At 33.7% G+C, this 17,463-nt stretch carries 19 protein-coding genes; 2 read left to right on the top strand and 17 right to left on the bottom strand.

Annotated elements, in window-relative coordinates:
- Nucleotides 1-45: 45 nt before the first annotated feature.
- The 5 genes from KA828_RS00520 to KA828_RS00500 form a co-directional block, all read right to left on the bottom strand.
- Nucleotides 46-579: an Asp23/Gls24 family envelope stress response protein gene (locus KA828_RS00520; RefSeq protein WP_075108915.1), complete on the bottom strand. Its 534-nt coding sequence runs from the start codon at nt 577-579 to the stop codon at nt 46-48.
- 67 nt (nt 580-646) lie between these two features.
- Entirely contained in the window at nt 647-886 is a 240-nt protein-coding gene (locus tag KA828_RS00515) for a DUF2273 domain-containing protein (protein WP_053028532.1), read from the bottom strand.
- 12 nt (nt 887-898) lie between these two features.
- Nucleotides 899-1,435: an alkaline shock response membrane anchor protein AmaP gene (amaP, locus tag KA828_RS00510; protein WP_210125192.1), complete on the bottom strand. Its 537-nt coding sequence runs from the start codon at nt 1,433-1,435 to the stop codon at nt 899-901.
- 176 nt (nt 1,436-1,611) lie between these two features.
- Nucleotides 1,612-3,162 carry a BCCT family transporter gene (locus KA828_RS00505; protein ID WP_075108917.1) on the bottom strand — a complete coding sequence of 517 codons (1,551 nt, stop codon included), beginning with the start codon at nt 3,160-3,162 and terminating at the stop codon, nt 1,612-1,614.
- 137 nt (nt 3,163-3,299) lie between these two features.
- Complete coding sequence (locus KA828_RS00500) at nt 3,300-4,313, bottom strand: zinc-binding alcohol dehydrogenase family protein (protein ID WP_210125191.1); 1,014 nt, start codon at nt 4,311-4,313, stop codon at nt 3,300-3,302.
- Nucleotides 4,314-4,459: 146 nt separating this feature from the next.
- Between KA828_RS00500 and KA828_RS00495 the strand changes: the two genes are divergently transcribed.
- Nucleotides 4,460-5,461, top strand: coding sequence for an LLM class flavin-dependent oxidoreductase (locus KA828_RS00495; RefSeq protein WP_210125190.1), 1,002 nt, complete (start codon nt 4,460-4,462; stop codon nt 5,459-5,461).
- Between the two features lie 47 nt (nt 5,462-5,508).
- On the opposite strand, the gene KA828_RS00490 is transcribed toward KA828_RS00495, so the two are convergent.
- From KA828_RS00490 to KA828_RS00450, 9 genes are all read right to left on the bottom strand, one after another.
- A complete protein-coding gene (locus KA828_RS00490; RefSeq protein ID WP_075108920.1) occupies nt 5,509-6,360 on the bottom strand; it encodes an alpha/beta hydrolase in 852 nt (283 codons plus the stop codon).
- A gap of 257 nt (nt 6,361-6,617) precedes the next feature.
- Nucleotides 6,618-8,030 (bottom strand): 6-phospho-beta-galactosidase, encoded by a 1,413-nt coding sequence (lacG, locus tag KA828_RS00485; protein ID WP_210125199.1) that lies wholly within the window; start codon nt 8,028-8,030, stop codon nt 6,618-6,620.
- A gap of 15 nt (nt 8,031-8,045) precedes the next feature.
- The gene (locus tag KA828_RS00480) at nt 8,046-9,797 is read right to left on the bottom strand and encodes a lactose-specific PTS transporter subunit EIIC (protein WP_210125189.1); all 1,752 of its coding nucleotides are present in this window, start codon (nt 9,795-9,797) and stop codon (nt 8,046-8,048) included.
- Nucleotides 9,798-9,802: 5 nt separating this feature from the next.
- Nucleotides 9,803-10,117: a PTS lactose/cellobiose transporter subunit IIA gene (locus tag KA828_RS00475; RefSeq protein ID WP_037536047.1), complete on the bottom strand. Its 315-nt coding sequence runs from the start codon at nt 10,115-10,117 to the stop codon at nt 9,803-9,805.
- A gap of 24 nt (nt 10,118-10,141) precedes the next feature.
- On the bottom strand, nt 10,142-11,119 hold the full coding sequence (gene lacD / locus KA828_RS00470; protein WP_210125188.1) for a tagatose-bisphosphate aldolase: 978 nt from the start codon (nt 11,117-11,119) through the stop codon (nt 10,142-10,144).
- Between the two features lie 3 nt (nt 11,120-11,122).
- Nucleotides 11,123-12,055: a tagatose-6-phosphate kinase gene (locus KA828_RS00465; protein ID WP_210125187.1), complete on the bottom strand. Its 933-nt coding sequence runs from the start codon at nt 12,053-12,055 to the stop codon at nt 11,123-11,125.
- A 12-nt stretch (nt 12,056-12,067) separates the two neighbouring features.
- Nucleotides 12,068-12,583 carry a galactose-6-phosphate isomerase subunit LacB gene (gene lacB, locus KA828_RS00460; RefSeq protein WP_053028542.1) on the bottom strand — a complete coding sequence of 172 codons (516 nt, stop codon included), beginning with the start codon at nt 12,581-12,583 and terminating at the stop codon, nt 12,068-12,070.
- Between the two features lie 16 nt (nt 12,584-12,599).
- On the bottom strand, nt 12,600-13,028 hold the full coding sequence (lacA, locus tag KA828_RS00455) for a galactose-6-phosphate isomerase subunit LacA (protein ID WP_210125186.1): 429 nt from the start codon (nt 13,026-13,028) through the stop codon (nt 12,600-12,602).
- A gap of 371 nt (nt 13,029-13,399) precedes the next feature.
- Complete coding sequence (locus tag KA828_RS00450) at nt 13,400-14,155, bottom strand: DeoR/GlpR family DNA-binding transcription regulator (RefSeq protein WP_193839071.1); 756 nt, start codon at nt 14,153-14,155, stop codon at nt 13,400-13,402.
- Between the two features lie 268 nt (nt 14,156-14,423).
- Between KA828_RS00450 and KA828_RS00445 the strand changes: the two genes are divergently transcribed.
- Nucleotides 14,424-15,155 carry an NAD-dependent protein deacylase gene (locus tag KA828_RS00445; protein WP_075108926.1) on the top strand — a complete coding sequence of 244 codons (732 nt, stop codon included), beginning with the start codon at nt 14,424-14,426 and terminating at the stop codon, nt 15,153-15,155.
- Nucleotides 15,156-15,558: 403 nt separating this feature from the next.
- Here KA828_RS00445 and rpsI read toward each other — a convergent pair whose 3' ends face one another.
- From rpsI to truA, 3 genes are all read right to left on the bottom strand, one after another.
- Nucleotides 15,559-15,951: a 30S ribosomal protein S9 gene (rpsI, locus tag KA828_RS00440; protein WP_011275150.1), complete on the bottom strand. Its 393-nt coding sequence runs from the start codon at nt 15,949-15,951 to the stop codon at nt 15,559-15,561.
- 19 nt (nt 15,952-15,970) lie between these two features.
- A complete protein-coding gene (rplM, locus tag KA828_RS00435) occupies nt 15,971-16,408 on the bottom strand; it encodes a 50S ribosomal protein L13 (RefSeq protein ID WP_011275149.1) in 438 nt (145 codons plus the stop codon).
- Between the two features lie 251 nt (nt 16,409-16,659).
- Nucleotides 16,660-17,463, bottom strand: coding sequence for a tRNA pseudouridine(38-40) synthase TruA (truA, locus tag KA828_RS00430; protein WP_075109215.1), 804 nt, complete (start codon nt 17,461-17,463; stop codon nt 16,660-16,662).

The following is a 17,463-nucleotide window of genomic DNA, read 5'->3' as shown; positions in this document are numbered from 1 at the left end:
AAACCCTTTAGGCTGTAAACACAACCTAAAGGGTTAAATTTATACTTATTGTAATCCTGATCTTTCAGAATTGTTATTGTTGTTGTTATTATTTTTTTCGTTTTTTTGTTGCCATTCTTTTTTAGTCATCACATCATCTACTTGCATGTTCACTTCTACTACTTCTAAGCCAGTGATGTATTTAACTTGTTCTTTAACTAAGTCAGTAACTTTACGGAAGATTTTTGGTGCAGATTCACCATATTCTAAAATTACTTTTAAGTCAATTGCTGCTTGTTTTTCGCCAACTTCAACAGAAACACCTGTTGTTACGTTGTTACCACTTGAAAATGCATTTGTGAAGCTATCAGCGAAACCGCCTTTCATATCTAAGATACCTTTAACTTCACGAGCTGCGATGCCTGCTATTTTTTCAACAACTTCATCTGAAAATGTTAATTTGTTTTCAAATTGTTGTTGTTCATTTTGTTGTCTGTATTGTTCTGCTTGTTTTTGTTGTTCTTCTCTTTCTTTTTCATTAACTCCTGTTTGATTGTTATACGCTTGTTTAGCTTTATTATTATTGTTTTCTACTGACATATTACATTCTCCTTTTATCTATATATTATTTTTTAATTTTTTAATACTGTGTTCTCAAATAAATTGGTTAACTCCATCTATTTAAGAAATTCATGAAATCCTGTGTACGGTCTTTAATATACCCAACACCGATTCCGATTAAACATAATACGATAACTAAAATCGTTTTCCAAAATCCTAAAGTTAGGAATAAGATTGCTATAATTAAAAATGCAAAGAAACCAATGATTCGCCATTTGTAAGATTTAATAAAGTCAATGATTTGTTGACTTCCATCTTGTCCATTTTGATTATTATTATCAGCCATGTTATCCCTCCCTTACAGAACGCGTTGGCCAGCTGTTTTTTGATCGCTGACATTCACTTCAAGTTTTCTAACTGGTAATTCAGTAAAATGTTCAACATTATGTTTAATGTCTGAACGAATACTTTCAGTTAAAGACTTAACTTGTACATCATTAGGTACTAAGAAGTCAGCCTTAATATCGATGTAAGATTTATTTTTCTTATTATAAAGTTTCGCAACGACATTAGGTTGTCTTACTTGATCGTATTTAGTTATTGTATCGTAAGCTGATTTTTCGACTGCTTTACGAGATACATAAATATGACCATCATCATAATCTTTGTATAATCCTGGTTTTCTATACGTTGGTTTAAATATGCTGAATACTAATATTAAGCCTATCAATATAAGTAATGCAGCCAAACCAATTAATAGTGGTTGGAACCAATTGAATTGTAGGAAGTAGTCTTGATATTTTGTTATTCGACTATCTTTTATGTACATAAACAATAGGAATCCAACAATAGCAACTATTAATAGGCCGAGGATAAAGTTTTTTAGTCTTTTCACCTCGTACGCACCTCCTAAGTTATTGTTGAATTATTGTATACGAATTAATACCCTATAAATATTATTCAAAACATTAATTCAAAATTATTAATATAATTATTTAAATATTTATTAATTTTTTACTTTCTACAAAGAGTATTCCCAAATTTAGCACAGTGAAAACATATATTTCATTCTTATTTTTTTGTATCTTTTTGCTTCGACGTTTTATACTGTAATATATTTGGAAATTTATTAGACGTTCTTGGATGATCTATACTTAACGATTTAAATAATGACCAAATCATTAATATTATGACAACTGAAAATGGTAAAGCAGCTATAATAAGTAAGTTTTGAATTGCTTGCGTACCACCGGTATAAATCATAATCATGGCAAATAATGCTAGTATTATGCCCCAACTTACTTTGACAAATGAAGCTGGATTAATATCACCTTTTGAACTTAACATGCCTAATACATACGTTGCTGAATCTGCTGATGTCACAAAGAAAATCATAATAACGACTAAAGTGACAATACTTAAAATAAATCCTAGTGGATAATGTTCTAAAGTAGCAAAGGTTGCTGTTTCTGTTGCTTCTTTTGCAATATTAGCAATACCTTTATCTTGTAAATACACCGCTGATGCGCCGAAAACTGCAAAGAAAAAGAAACATACAAGTGCTGGAACAAATAATACACCGAGAATAAATTCTTTAATCGTACGTCCTCTTGAAACTCTTGCTATAAAGATACCGACGAAGGGTGCCCATGATACCCACCAGGCCCAATAGAAAATAGTCCAGTTTTGAAGCCATTGGAATTTTTCTCCACCATTCATTGGAATACGTAAGCTCATATTAAAGAAATTAAAGATATAATTACCTAATCCATTTGTAAATGTGTTTAGGATATAAAGCGTTGGCCCCACTATAAATAATCCTATTAATACAATAAATGCTAATAGCATATTAACGTTGCTAAGTGTTTTAATTCCTTTGTCTATACCAGACCACGCTGACCAAGTAAACAAAGCTGTCGCAATAATAATTAATATAACCTGAGTACCAAAATTATTAGGGATATTAAACAGGAAATTTAAGCCTTCATTGATTTGAAGCGCTCCAAATCCAAGTGTTGCTGCAACGCCAGTAACTGTTGCAATAACAGCTAACACATCAATTGCGCCACCTAAAGGTCCCTTCATAGATTTTTCACCAAATATAGGGACTAATGTTGCACTTACTAAGCCAGGATATCCTTTATGGAAACTAAAGTATGCAAAGACTAAAGCCACAATTCCATATACAGCCCATGCATGTACACCCCAATGGAAGAATGCAAATTGAAAGGCATCATTAATAGCCGTCTGACTACCTGCTTTATGTATAGGCGTTAACGTAAACGCATGACTGATCGGTTCAGCAGTAGTCCAAAATACCAATCCAATGCCCATACCAGCACTAAATAACATAGCAAACCATGATGGAAGAGAAAATTCAGGATCTTCACCTTCTTCACCAAGTGTAATCGATGCATATCTTGAAAATAATAAATAGACGCAGACAAAGAATATAAGTAAAACTAGCAATAAATAGTACCATGAGAAATGCCTCGCTATAAATGTAGTAATGTTTTGGGTCCCTATCTCTAATTGTTTAGGAAAAACAGCACCGTATATAACAAATAGTGTACAAATAGCTAATGCTGTCCAAAACACTAAACTAATCGACTTTTTTCGCATCATATACTCCTTTCAACAAATATTGTTTATTCAATTTTGGTCAAAATAAAATGACGTTTATACCTATTGCCTTTTTCAACAGGAATAAACGCCAATTATTCATATTTCTATTACTATTTAATTATTTTATATTAAAGCTATTGCGTTAAACGAATAACTAATTTACCAATCATTGAGTTTGATTCTAATATTTGATGTGCTTGATACAGATTTTCAGCCGTTAAGCCCTCTATTACTCTCGTTGTAGTTGGTTTATATACATGTTGCTCAATTTTCTTAGTAATATCTTCTAAGTATTCATGATGTCTAATCATATCATCCGTTTGATTCAATGGTCTTGCAAACATAAATTCATGTGAGAAAGTTAAACTTTTAGGTTTCAAAGCATTTAAATCTTGTTTATTTTGAAATGCTACTATCGTTGCAATATGACCTCTTGGCTTCACTAATTCAATCATTGTGTCATAATACATATCTGTATCAAATGTACAGAAGACGTAATCTACTAATTCAATGCCTTGCGCTTTAAATTGCTTAACTAAATCTTCTTTGTGATTCAGGACAATGTCAGCACCCATGTCCTTAGTCCAATGAATGGTTTCGTCACGTGATGCAGTCGTTATAACGTGTAGACCATAAGTCTTAGCAATTTGCGTCGCAATACTACCTACACCTCCTGCCCCATTTATGATTAATAATGATTTCCCTTTATTATCTTCAGGGTTATGTGAAATGCCAAATACATCAAACAATGTCTCGGATGCAGTTATACCAGTCAATGGTAAACTTGCAGCTTGCTCAAAGCTAATGTTTTGAGGCGCCTTAGCAACTAATCTTTCATCAATGATTTGATATGTTGCGTTTGATCCATTTTGATCGGGTGAGCCAGAATAATATACAATGTCACCTTCCTCAAACATACGAACGTCGCTTCCAACAGATTCAACATAACCGACTGCGTCAAAACCTAATACACGAGGTACTTTTGATACCTCCGTCAAACGTTGTTTCGTATCTACTGGATTAACACTGATAGATTGTATTTTAACCAATAATTCATGTGCCTTTGGTTTTGGAATATCTAACGCGTACGTTTTAAATAAATTGCCTTCTGATAAATGAAATGGTTGTTCAAATCCAATTACTTTCATTGATTTAACGCCACCTTTAACTATGCTAATGTTTTAACTAAGTATAATATTATAAACAAATAGATAGCAATATAGATGGCTTCATTTTACAATACTAATACAATTTCTCTAACTTATTATTACTGTTGAAAGGGGCATATTTAAAATTGAAATTAAGCATTTTAGATTATGTTCCAATTTTTGAAAATAGCAATGCCCACGATGCATTTAAGCATAGTATAACGTTAGCTCAAACTGCTGAGAAATTAGGTTATACACGATTTTGGGTTGCTGAACATCATAATGTTTTTTCGGTCGCATCTAGTGCACCAGAAATTGTAATGATGATGTTACTAGAACATACGCAAACGATAAAGATTGGTAGTGGTGGCGTAATGTTACCACATTATAGTGCCTATAAAGTGGCTGAACAATTTAAAATAATGGCAGCATGTCACCCTCACAGAATCGATATGGGTTTAGGTCGTTCACCAAGTTTTAAGCAAGTAAATGAAGCGCTTAATGAGTATAAAAGCAAAAAGCCCACTCTAGACAATCAAATAGATGATTTGCGTCACTACTTTAGTAACCAATATGATGAACCGCATCGATATATGTCTATATATGCAACACCTCAAATTGATGACTCACCTGATATGTTTATTTTAGGAATGAGCCAACGCAGTGCAGAATTAGCTGCGCAAAAAGGGTTACCTTTTGTAATTGCATATATGGGACAACCACAAGATAAACTTAATCATCTTATCAGCTATTATCGACATCGATACAATCAATTGAATGACATATCAGAATCAAAGAAGCCTTATGTTATTCTGTCTACATTTGTAGTTACAGCTCAAACGTCTAATAAAGTTGCTGATTTATTAGATGCCCTACATTTATGGCTTTTGCGTATCAATTATCTCAATCAACCAAAATCTTACCCATCAATTATTACTGCGCAACACCGTCATTATACTTCGAGTGAATTAAAAAAAATTGAACAAAACAAGCGTCGAGTTATTAGTGGCCTACCTAATGAAGTACGCATAAAATTAACTCAATTAATAGAAACGTATCATGTAGATGAAATCATGGTTATGCCTCATGTGTTTGGAGAAGAAGCTAGACTAGAATTAATTCAACTCATCGCTAACACCTCACAATAAAATCATCATATCTGGCATTACAATTTGACAATTATTATTGTGACACTTTATTCCCACAAAAATTTTATGATTTCATCTGATACTTCTCTATTATGATGTAGCGCACTGTGTTGCGCTTTTTTACCTGTATATTTAGATTCTCTATACGTTTTAGGACTATCACCTAACAAATATTTTAAGGAGCGTGACGAACTATTTGATACACTTCCATCTGAATGTGTACCATCTTGTAAGTCACCATAAATATTCAACACTTCTATATTTTTATGATTATAACTATTTTTAAGACCTAATAATTCTTTATAATTTGCGTTCATTTTACTAGGTTTACCATTTTTATCAACAGATATTTCATTTACTTTTTCATTTAAATTTAAAACACCATTATATGTACCAGCTATATTTACTTCTTTTTGAAGTTGAGGCAATTCATTGTCATTTCCATAATATTTCATAAAGTAAGCAAATGATAAATTCCCCATTGAATGTGCTACGAAATTGTAATGCGCTATATGAAATTTGTCTTTCATTTGAGTGAGTACATTTTTAATATTTTTGGCATTTTGCGCTACATCCCCATTTTTATTATCTTCAAATAATATTTTGATAATTGGATTGTTTGACCTCTTCGAAATATTGCCGCTAAACTGAACTTCTCCATTAGTTGAAACATGTGCTGTAACAACATCCTTAGTCACACCTTTAGTTACTGCTTGATTGACCATATATTTTTCGGAATGATTCGTTCCTCCATACCCATGCATAAACAATGTTGCAACCTGCTTTTGATCATTATTCTGATACTTAGATGAATGATTACGATTTGTTTGACAACCAACTATCGTAAATATCAATATGCTTATAATTAAACTAAAAATAATGGTTTTAAAAGTGCTCATAATATCATACTCCAATAGGTTTTCTATAAGTATAAACGATATTGTTATACATATGAAAATTAAGTTGTTTGTAAATTTAAATACGCATGTTAATGAACTAAATATAAATTGCTAATTTATTGTAGTAATAGGATTAAACTATTAATAAAGAAATAGGACAGAGATCAGCTTGATATAAGCATTTTCTCTGCCCTAATTGATTGAATATAATAGTTTTGAGGCGGAACAACGAATTTATTTTAATTTCTGTCCTGCTCTTATTTAATTTCCTTACTTTCCGCTAGGTCTTTGTACCAATATGCACTCTTCTTAGGATAACGTTCTTGAGTTTCAAAATCGACATAAAATAGACCATATCGTTTTTCATAACCATTTGACCATGAGAAGACGTCCATTAATGACCATATGAAGTAACCTTTTACATTGGCACCATCACGAATAGCATCAGAAATGACCTCGAGATGTTTTTTTACATAATCTATACGAGCGTCATCATCTACCGTTTTACGTTCTTCATCAAATTGGTCTTTGTATCCAAGTCCATTCTCAGTAATGTAGATTTTATGATAATTTGGATAATCTTTAACTACACGCATGACTTGATCATATAATCCTTTTGGATAAATCATCCAGTCCCAATCAGTACGGGGTACGTCAACATCAAATTCACGTTGACCTACACCTTTGAGTTGATATTTAGAACCACCTTTATCACCAGTGGCATTATGCGTAATTTCAGATTCCCCTTCATAACCTCTCATCCAATCACTCATGTAGTAATTGATACCTAAGAAATCATTTAAATCTTTGGCCGCATCCAATACTTTATAATCTTCTTCTGGTATATCTAATTTACCACCATTAACAGATAAAATGTGTTGAACGCCTTCCATAGTTTCACGAGAATATTTACCAAGATAAGTTGCATCTAAGATAAATTTATTGTGAATGATATCTTCTAATTCAGCTGCTCTAACATCTTCTGGGTTTGTTGGATCATAAGGGTATTTAGTTGGCAATGCGTGTACGACTCCAATTTCACCACTATAGCCATTATCCTTAAATAACTTCACAGCTTTTGCATGTGCGACCATCATGTTGTGGTGTGATTGAAACACTTTAGCAAAGTCATACTTAATTCCTGGTGGGAATTTACCTACTAAATATTGGCCATCACCAATAGGTCCAATTTCATTAAATGTCGTCCAATAATTAACCTCTGGAAATTCTTCAAAACAGAATTTTGCATATGCCACAAAATAATCGATTGTCTTACGATTTAAGAAGTCACCGTCACTGTGCAATGTTTCAGGTGTATCAAAGTGATGCAATGTTACAAATGGCTCTACATGTCTTTTATGACATTCTTTAAATAAATTATGATAGTATTCTACACCTTTAGGATTAACTTCGCCATATCCGTCAGGGAATATACGTGACCATGCAATCGAAATACGAATACCATTCACACCAAATTTTTCACTTAATTCTAAATCAATAGGATATTTATTGTAAAAATCACTTGCTGGTTCAGCTGTATACCAATAGTTTTCTTCAAGATAAGTGTCCCATGCTACACGACCTTTTCCATCTGTGTGAGTCGCGCCTTCTGCTTGATAAGCCGCTGTCGCACCACCGAATATAAAATCTTCTGGTAATTTTTTCATTATACTTTCATCTCCTATTTATTTTTCAAATTGTTGTTGAACGAAGTCTAATGCTGCTTTGCCATCTCGAGTTAAATTAATATATTCAACACCTTGTGTTTTTGCTAATTTAATACCTAGTCGATCTGTATCTTGTTTGATATCTTCATAGTTTGAAGCAACTTGAGGCGCTAAAATAATTAATTGATAATCTTTCATAATATCCATATGCGCACCATAACCGCCTGCTGCTGCTTTAACAGGAACATTATAGTCTTCAGCTGCTTTATTTAAAGCGTTAGCTAATAAACCGCTAGTTCCTCCACCAGCACATAGAACAAGTACATTGGTTTGTTCTGTGATGTTACTTTGTTGCGTTTCATTCTTATTGAATGCTTCATCTTGACCTGTTTGAGTATGACTTGTATCAATCGCACCAGCTGATGCTAGGATGGCATCTGCTTTTTTAGTATCAAAGTTTGCTGCTACTTTGTTTTGCAACTCATTATTAGCAGTTTTATTTCCTAATTCTTCTTCTAAAATTTGTTCATCATACACTTTTACAAATGGGTAGTAAATAATTACATCTACTACAATTAAGACGATAGCAAGTACAAATGACCAAAATGCAAAACCAGTACCCATCACGATACCTAATGGACCTGGTGTAGTCCATGGTAAGAAGATACTAAAACTGTTCATTCCTAATACATCTACGAAGAACTTAAAGATCCATACGTTTGCAATTGGGGCAAAGATAAATGGAATAAAGAACACTGGGTTTAACACTAATGGTGCACCAAATAAAATTGGTTCATTGACACCAAAGAATGTAGGTACTACAGATGCTCTACCAATCGCTTTATTACGTTTCGATTTAGTTAGCCACATAAACATAAATGGCACGACTAACGTTGCACCAGTACCCCCCATAGTAACGACGAACATTTGAGTACCTGGTGTAATAACGTTATTAGCATGTTCTCCAGCTTGAATTAAATGTAAGTTCGCTTCTAAGTTAGCATACGTGATAGCTGCTATAGCTGGTTCTACGATTGACGGACCGTGAATACCAACGAACCAGAAGAATGCAAAGGCACCAAAGATAATAGTTACACCAACCCAACCATCTGCTGCAGTAAACAATGGTTCAAATAATTTTAATACGCCATTGGCTACATTCGTATGTACAGTAGCTCTCACAATTAAATCTAACGCATATAAAATAATGATTACTGCTGATAAAGGAAATATATCTTTGAACACTTGCGAAATGTTAGGTGGAACTTCTTTCGGCATTTTGATTGTAATATCACGTTTGATAAAGAAGTTATATACAATCACAGTAATAAATGCTGATAGAAATGCTGTTAATAAACCTTTTGTTCCCATAAATCCACTTAAGAATCCACCATCTTTTGCAGGATCAGCTGCTAGGAATAAAAAGCCACACATTGCTGCCATCATAGTTGAGATAAAGTTAATTTGATTTGTTTTATCCAATTTCCGGTTAAACGAATCAGTCAATGATTTAGCAGTCGTACCTGCTACTATAAAACCAACAATTCCCATCGTATAGTTGTATGGTTTCATTAGAATTCCTTCCATTGTTTTACTCCAAGTGAAACCAAACACGTTAGGAACATAGGTAACTAAAATAAAGATACTAGAGAATAAGATAATTGGGATTGCTGCGATAAATCCATCACGAATAGCTCTTAAATAAATATTACGAGATATTTTTTCAAAGAACGGTTTTCCTTTCTCAATCCAGGCAATTAATTTGTTCATAGCATTCAACTCTCTCTTCTATATAATTCTAATAGATGTTTCATTAAATCTTTTAATAGTAGTGTTGTCATTAAATGGTCTTGACCGTGCATCATTGTAACGCTGTATGCGATATCTTCGCCTTGTGCTTCCTTAGCTAACAAACTTGTTTGCGCTTTATGTGCATTTGCAATACATTCGTTTGCTTCTTCAGTTAATTGCTCTGCTTTATCTAATTCACCATTTTTAGCTGCAGTTAATGCCTCTAATAATTTTGAACGTGCATCTCCAGCATATGCTACAATTTCAAACCCTAGTAATTGCACTTCTTCTCTATTCATTATGATGTGCCCCCTTTAAATGATTTATTTTGATTTCCATGATGTTGCAGTTGATTCTAATACTTTATTAAGATCATCAATATTTTTGAATCCAGTAGTGCGTAACCATTTACGCGCAGCTGCTTCGCCTTCTTCGATATATACTTTTACTGCGCCTGACCAAGTAGCACGTCCACAAAGTACACCATTAAATTTCGCACCAGCTTCATGTGCAAATTTCAATGTTTCTTGGAATAATTCTGCAGAAACACCAGCACTTAAATAGATATATGGTAAATGTGTTGAAGCTTCTTGATCACGGAAATGTTGCGCCGCTTCTTCTTTGCTATAAACAACTTCACCTTCTGCAAATCCTTCTACAAAGTTCATATTTACCGGTACTTCAACTTTAAGTACATCTACATTAAATCGTTCTTCGGAAAATAATTTCATAGCTTCATTTACTTTACGAGGTTTTACTTTCGCGAATTCAGCACTTTTATTATCCGGAATATGATCATCATAAGTAAGTACTTCTAGGAAGAATGGGATATCTTCTGCTACACACTCAGATCCGATTCTTTCAATATATGCTTTCTTTTGAATATTAATATCTTCTGAATCATCAACATCATAGTAAAGTAAAAATTTAACCGCATTAGCGCCTTGTTCTTTTAAACGTTTTGCTGACCATTCAACTAGGCAGTCTGGTAAACGTCCTTTAGCATTTACGTCATAACCTGTTTTTTCGTAGGCTAATAATAATCCACAGTCTTTGTTACGCGCTTCAGATGCTGGAAGACCATATTCAGGATCTAATAAAATTGACGAAGCATATTGTGTTAATTCTTCAGATACTAATACTTTTAGTTGTTCAATTTGTTCAACAGTTGGTTCTTCTGCTTGATGTTCAGCCATCATTCTTTTTAAAGCACCACGTTGGTCAAACGCTAAAGCTGAGATAACGCCTTCTTGATTACTCAATTGCTCTATTGATGCTAATTTTTGTTGTGATTTAGTCATTAATTACACCTCTATAACTTCAATTTGTTGGAATATTTCGTCAAATTTATGTACATCAATATGTCCAGTTTGACTTTCCATTGCATTTAATATTCCAAATGCATTGGCTTTTTTTAATAGTACGTCATCCTCATCTTGATGGATTAAACCTGATGCAATACCTGCTACAGTTGAATCACCTGAGCCAACAGGATTCACCACATCTATGCGAGGAATATTTACTTTATAGTAGTTGTTATGATGTTTGGCGAAGGCACCTTCGCTTCCTAGCGAAACGATAATCCACGCTATACCATCAAATATGGGTTGATTAACTGCATCTTTTAGACACTCAATTTCTGAGGTTACTTTCGTTTGTAACAATTGTGCCAACTCATCGATGTTAGGTTTGATTACAGTTGGTTTGTAATCACTTAGCAAAACATCTAATAAAGATTGACCTGAACTATCTAAGATAGTCAATTTCTGATGCTGTTCGGCTAACTGAATTAAATCGGCATAATAATCCGACTTCAATCCTCTTGGTAAGCTACCAGACATCGCAATGACGTTAGCTTTTGTTAATAATTTGGCCAAATGCGTTTTAAATTCTGACGCTTCTAGCTCAGTGATTGAAGGTCCTTGTTCAAGAATCTCAGTCTGTTGTCCCTCATGAAGAATAGCAATACAATTTCGTGTTTCTTCATTAATCTTAAAAAAGTGATGATTAATTTGATTGGCGTTCAATTGCTGCTCTATAAATTCGCCCAACTTGCCACCTAAGAAACCACTTGCTATCACATCTTCACCATATTCTGATAAAACACGAGTTACATTTAAACCTTTGCCTCCCGCAGTTTTTATCGTGTTATTAACACGATTCACTGTATCAAGACTAAAATGGTCTAGAGAATATGAAATATCTATCGAAGGATTTAGTGTTAACGTTAGAATCATAGATTGTCACCCTTAATCGTGATATTCACCTTTGTCCCATTTTTCTAAAAATTCATCGAAGAAATGAGGATCAGCTTGTTTATCATTATGTGCTTCTAAATGCTCAATTTTAGCTATTAATTTTTTATTCTCTTCGCTTGGTTTATATTCCGCTTTGATGAAAGCATCTACAATATCAAAAATGAATAATTCACCTACGATTTTTCCACCAAAACTAACAACATTCGCATTTAATTCCTCTTTTGAATAAAGCGCTGTTGTCATATCGCGAACTAAAGCAGTACGTACGCCTGGTACTTTGTTAGCAGCATTACTAATACCAACACCTGTTCCACAAATACATACACCTAAATCCGCTTCACCGCTTGTTACAGCTTCACCCACTTTTTTACCAAAAATTGGATAGTGTGTTCTTGTAAAATCATATGTTCCTACATCAATTACTTCATGTCCTTGTTCTTTTAAATGTTTTGAAACTGCCATTTTTGTGTCTGTTACAATATGATCGCAACCAATAGCTATTTTCATTTTAAAGTCCTCCTATTTAGCACATTTTATTTAACATATCTACACGTATTTGATGACGACCACCGTCATAGTGTCCATTTACAAATTCTTTAGCAACATGCTTAGCAAGTATATCTCCAACAATTTCAGAACCCATTGTAATCATGCGAGCATTATTATGACCACGTGTCATATAAGCAGATCTTTCATCTGAAACTTCTGCTGCAACCATTCCTTTGATTTTAGTAGCGACCATGAAACTTCCTGCGCCATAAGCATCAATTGCAATGCCTAAATTCTCATCATTCTTTTGAACTTCTTGCGCAACGGCTAATGTTGAATCAACAAAGTCAACATCTTTACCTTCTGTTACATCTAATACTTCATGATTATTCTCTTTTAAAAATGCTTTGACTACTTCTTTGAGTCGTTTACCGTCTACATCTGAACCAATAATAACTGTCATAATCATTCTCCTTTAATAAATTGATTCACATATATGTGTTTATCTTTAAATTGTGAAAAAGCGCTTTCAACTCTTTATGTTTAAATTATAAACATAAACAAACAAATAATCAACATTAAATGTTTGAATATTGTTTGATAATTAGTTGTTTTAAACAAAATTGTTTTGTTTTATGTTTATTTATCTTTTTAAAATATAAAAAAACCGGGAGTGGGACAGAATTCTTTTAAAATTCGTTGTCCCACCCCCGCAAGGGTGACTAGAACTGAGAAAAGCTTGAATTAAGCGCCTTCTCAGTTTAGTCAGCTACTGCGAATTTGCAAAATAGCTTCATTATATTATTTTTGTCCCAGCCTAGGTTGCTGTTTTAGTTATTCAATTACTTCAGTATAAGATCTTAACGTTTCCATGTTATCATCATCGCCTTTATCAATGATAACTGCAGTTAAATCGTCTAACTTGCATAATTGAGTAAAGTCCTCTTTTCCTAGCTTTGACGAATCTATCAATAAATATTTTTCTACGGAGCGTTCTAAAGCTAGTTGTTGGGTATACGCTTCATCAACTGTTGATGTAAGAACATCTGCATCTTTAATGCCATTACAACTAAAAAACATTTTGCTAAAACGTTTTGTTTTAAGCAGTGCATTGGCCATTTCACCTACAAATGACTCGGTTAACGCCCTCATTTCCCCACCAAGTAAATAAACTTTAAAATCAATTGATCTTTTTTCAAACAATATTTTAAACACTGGAAAACAATTTGTGATAACTGTTAGCGATTTTAACTCCATGATTTCGGCTAAACATTCTATTGTCGTACCAGGTCCAAGAAAAATCGTATCGTTTTCTTCGATTAAATGAACGGCTTTTCGTGCAACGTTTCGTTTTTCTTCTATATTGTGTGTGTGTTTCTCTTGATGTGACTTCTCTTTAAATTGAAACATCGCATTACTTCTTGCGCCCCCATGAATTTTGGTAAGTAATCCTTTTTCTTCAAGTTCAGCTAAATCACGTCTTACTGTCATATCCGATACATTTAATTCTTCTACAATCTCATTAGTTCTAACAGTGCCTCTTTGATTTACGAGTTTAGTTATTTCATCTAAACGATCGTATTTATTCATTCAACTCTTCACTTCCCACATCACATTTTCAAGTAAATGATATACATTGGATACTTGAATTTATTAAAATTAATTCGCACATATTAATTTTATACTATAAATCTAGTGAACTCTAACATTTTTATCAATGCGCTTACATTTAAATCTTATATTTAGAAAGCAATTTCTAGAAAGTATATCTGATAGTATGTTGTAATAAGTATATAAGTAATATTAAAAATAATTCTATCAAAAGTTAGAATCAATTTGTGTATATGGAGTGTTTTGAATGAGTAATAAGATTGAAAAGTTAAAAGAAATTGTAGATAAATCAAATCATATTGTCTTCTTTACGGGCGCTGGTGTTTCTGTTGCAAGTGGAATTCCAGATTTCCGCTCTATGGGAGGATTATTTGATGAAATATCCAAAGATGGCTACTCTCCAGAATATTTATTAAGTATTGACCATCTTAATGATAATAAAGAAAGCTTTATTGATTTTTATCATAAGCGTTTACTTGTAGCTGATAAAAAACCTAATATTGTTCATGAATGGATTGCAGAGTTAGAAAAAGAAGGTAAATCTTTGGGTGTCATCACTCAAAACATTGATGGCTTACATGAAGATGCAGGAAGTCAACATATCGATGAAATTCATGGCACACTCAATCGATTCTATTGTATTAAGTGTGGTGAGGAATACACAAAATCTTATGTCATGGATCATGAATTAAGATATTGTGAATCATGTGGTGAAGTTATTCGACCAGACATTGTCTTATATGGTGAAATGTTGGATCAACCAACTGTTTTTCGTGCGCTTGATAAAATCCAAAAGGCTGACACTGTCATCGTATTAGGTTCATCACTTGTAGTACAACCAGCTGCTGGTTTTATTTCTAACTTTACTGGTAATCAATTAGTTATCATTAATCGAGATAAAACACCATATGATAGAAAAGCAGATTTAGTCATTCATAATGATATGACAGAAGTCGTCGAAGAAGTATTTAAAAAGTAAAAAGATAATTCAAAGAGGCTGGGACATAAATAATATAATGAAGCTATTTTTGCAAATTCGCAGTAGCTGACTGAACTGAGAAGGCGCTTAATTCAAGCTTTTATCAGTTCTAGTCATCCTTGCGGGCGGGGCCCCAACACAAAAAATCACGAAAGTGATTTTACAAGCTAAGAAAGTTGGGGTTCGGGGCCCCAGCAAAAAGAATTTCATCAAGCAATTCTACAAGCAAAGCAAGCTGGGAGTGGACGACGAATAAAAGAATTCTGTCCCGCTCCCTTTTACGCATATAAAAAAGCACTTCTCAAAATTGAGAAGTGCTTTAATCGTTCTAATGGAACACAACTTGCTGACGCAATTTGCGTACCAAATCTGTAAGCGAATAAATTCGCAACAGCTTTGGCAATTAACGTTTTGAGAATTGTGGAGAACGACGTGCTTTTTTAAGACCTGGTTTTTTACGTTCTTTCATACGTGGGTCACGAGTTAATAGACCTGCGCGTTTTAATGAACCTCTGTATTCAGGATCTGCTTCTAATAATGCACGTGCGATTCCGTGACGGATAGCTTGTGCTTGTCCAGTGAAACCACCACCGTGTACGTTAACTAATACATCATAGTTACCTTTAGTTTCTGTAACATCAAATGGTTGGTTTAAGTCTAAGATTAATGATTCGAATGGTAAGTACTCACGCACGTCACGTTCGTTAACTGTAATATTACCTTCACCTGGTACTAAACGTACACGTGCTACTGAGTTTTTACGACGGCCTGTGCCTCTATATTCAACTTGTGCCAATGTCATTTCCTCCTTCTAATTAACCACGTAACTCGTAGTTTTCTGGTTGTTGTGCAGCGTGTGGATGTTCAGCGCCACCATATACAAATAATTTTTTACCTTGTTTTTCACCTAAACGTGAACTTGGTAACATACCTTTGATTGATGTTTCAAGTAAACGTTCTGGGTTATTACGTTTTAATTCACCAGCAGTAACTGATTTGATACCACCTGGGTGATTTGAGTGACGGTAATAGATTTTATCTGATTCTTTTTTACCAGTTAATTCGATTTTAGCAGCGTTGATGATGATGACATAATCACCTGTGTCAACGTGTGGTGTGTAAGTTACTTTATTTTTACCGCGTAAGATAGATGCTACTTCAGATGATAAACGACCTAATGTTTGGCCTTCAGCATCAATAACATACCATTTGCGCTCAATGTTTGATTCATTTGCCATAAATGTTTGACGCATAATAATTGTCCTCCTAAAAATAAATGCTTCGTTTTAGATTACAGGTACGTATCGCAGTCGAACCTACGAACGAGGCCTGCAATCTATTCATTCTGTTACGATTTCAAAGCGTAAATGTTCATTTATTTTATTCCTGTATAATTTGCTTATATATCTTGTAACACAATAAGTTTCCGGGGCTTATCATGGGGTGGATATAAAACAATACCGTTAACTATGTTATATTTTATAGCTCCGTTTGTCAATGCAATTTAATCATTTTGTAGTGATTTTTTACGATGAATTTTAATATTATCTCCAAAGTCTGTTGTTAAGCCTTTTTCTGAGAGATATATCTTCTCTAAATAAAGCCCTTCTGCCGGAGCAGTAAATGGTACTTTATCTCTATTTTTTTCATTTAATAATGTCGGTACTTCATTAGGGTTACGCTTACCTTTTCCAACTTCAATTAAAAACGCTACTAACACGCGAACCATATTATATAAGAAGCCGGATCCAGTCACTACATAATCAAAACCCTCATCAGTTATGATGATTTCACTTTGATACAACGTTCGCACTTTACTTTCAACTTCAGTCTTTTGAGAACAAAATCCTGTAAAATCGTGTGTTCCAATAAAATGCTTCGCTGCTTCGTTCATTTTAGAATAATCTAAATCTTCTTTGATAAATGTCTTTAGGCCGCTTTCAAAAGGATTACGATGAGATCCTTGATAGACTTTGTAACGATATCGTTTACCAACACAGTCGTAACGACAATGAAATTGATCATCGACGCGTTGGACATCATTCACATATATATCGTCTGGTAACGCACGATTCATTGCATACTTCCATTGCTTAGGTTCAATGTTTAATTCAGTATCAAAGTGAAAAAACTGTTCATATGCATGCACACCTCTGTCAGTGCGACTAGAAGGATGAATTCGGACATGGCGACGATGCATACGCTTTAATATTTTTTCAAATTGTTGTTGGACCGTTCTTCCTTGTTGCTGAATTTGGAAGCCCAGAAATTGACTTCCTTGATAAGAAATATTAACGAGTATACGCAC

It is taken from the genome of Staphylococcus sp. GDY8P85P (assembly GCF_017892405.1).
Taxonomy (GTDB): domain Bacteria; phylum Bacillota; class Bacilli; order Staphylococcales; family Staphylococcaceae; genus Staphylococcus; species Staphylococcus borealis.
The sequence above is the reverse complement of the archived record's forward strand: the minus strand, read 5'-3'. Positions and strand labels throughout refer to the sequence as shown.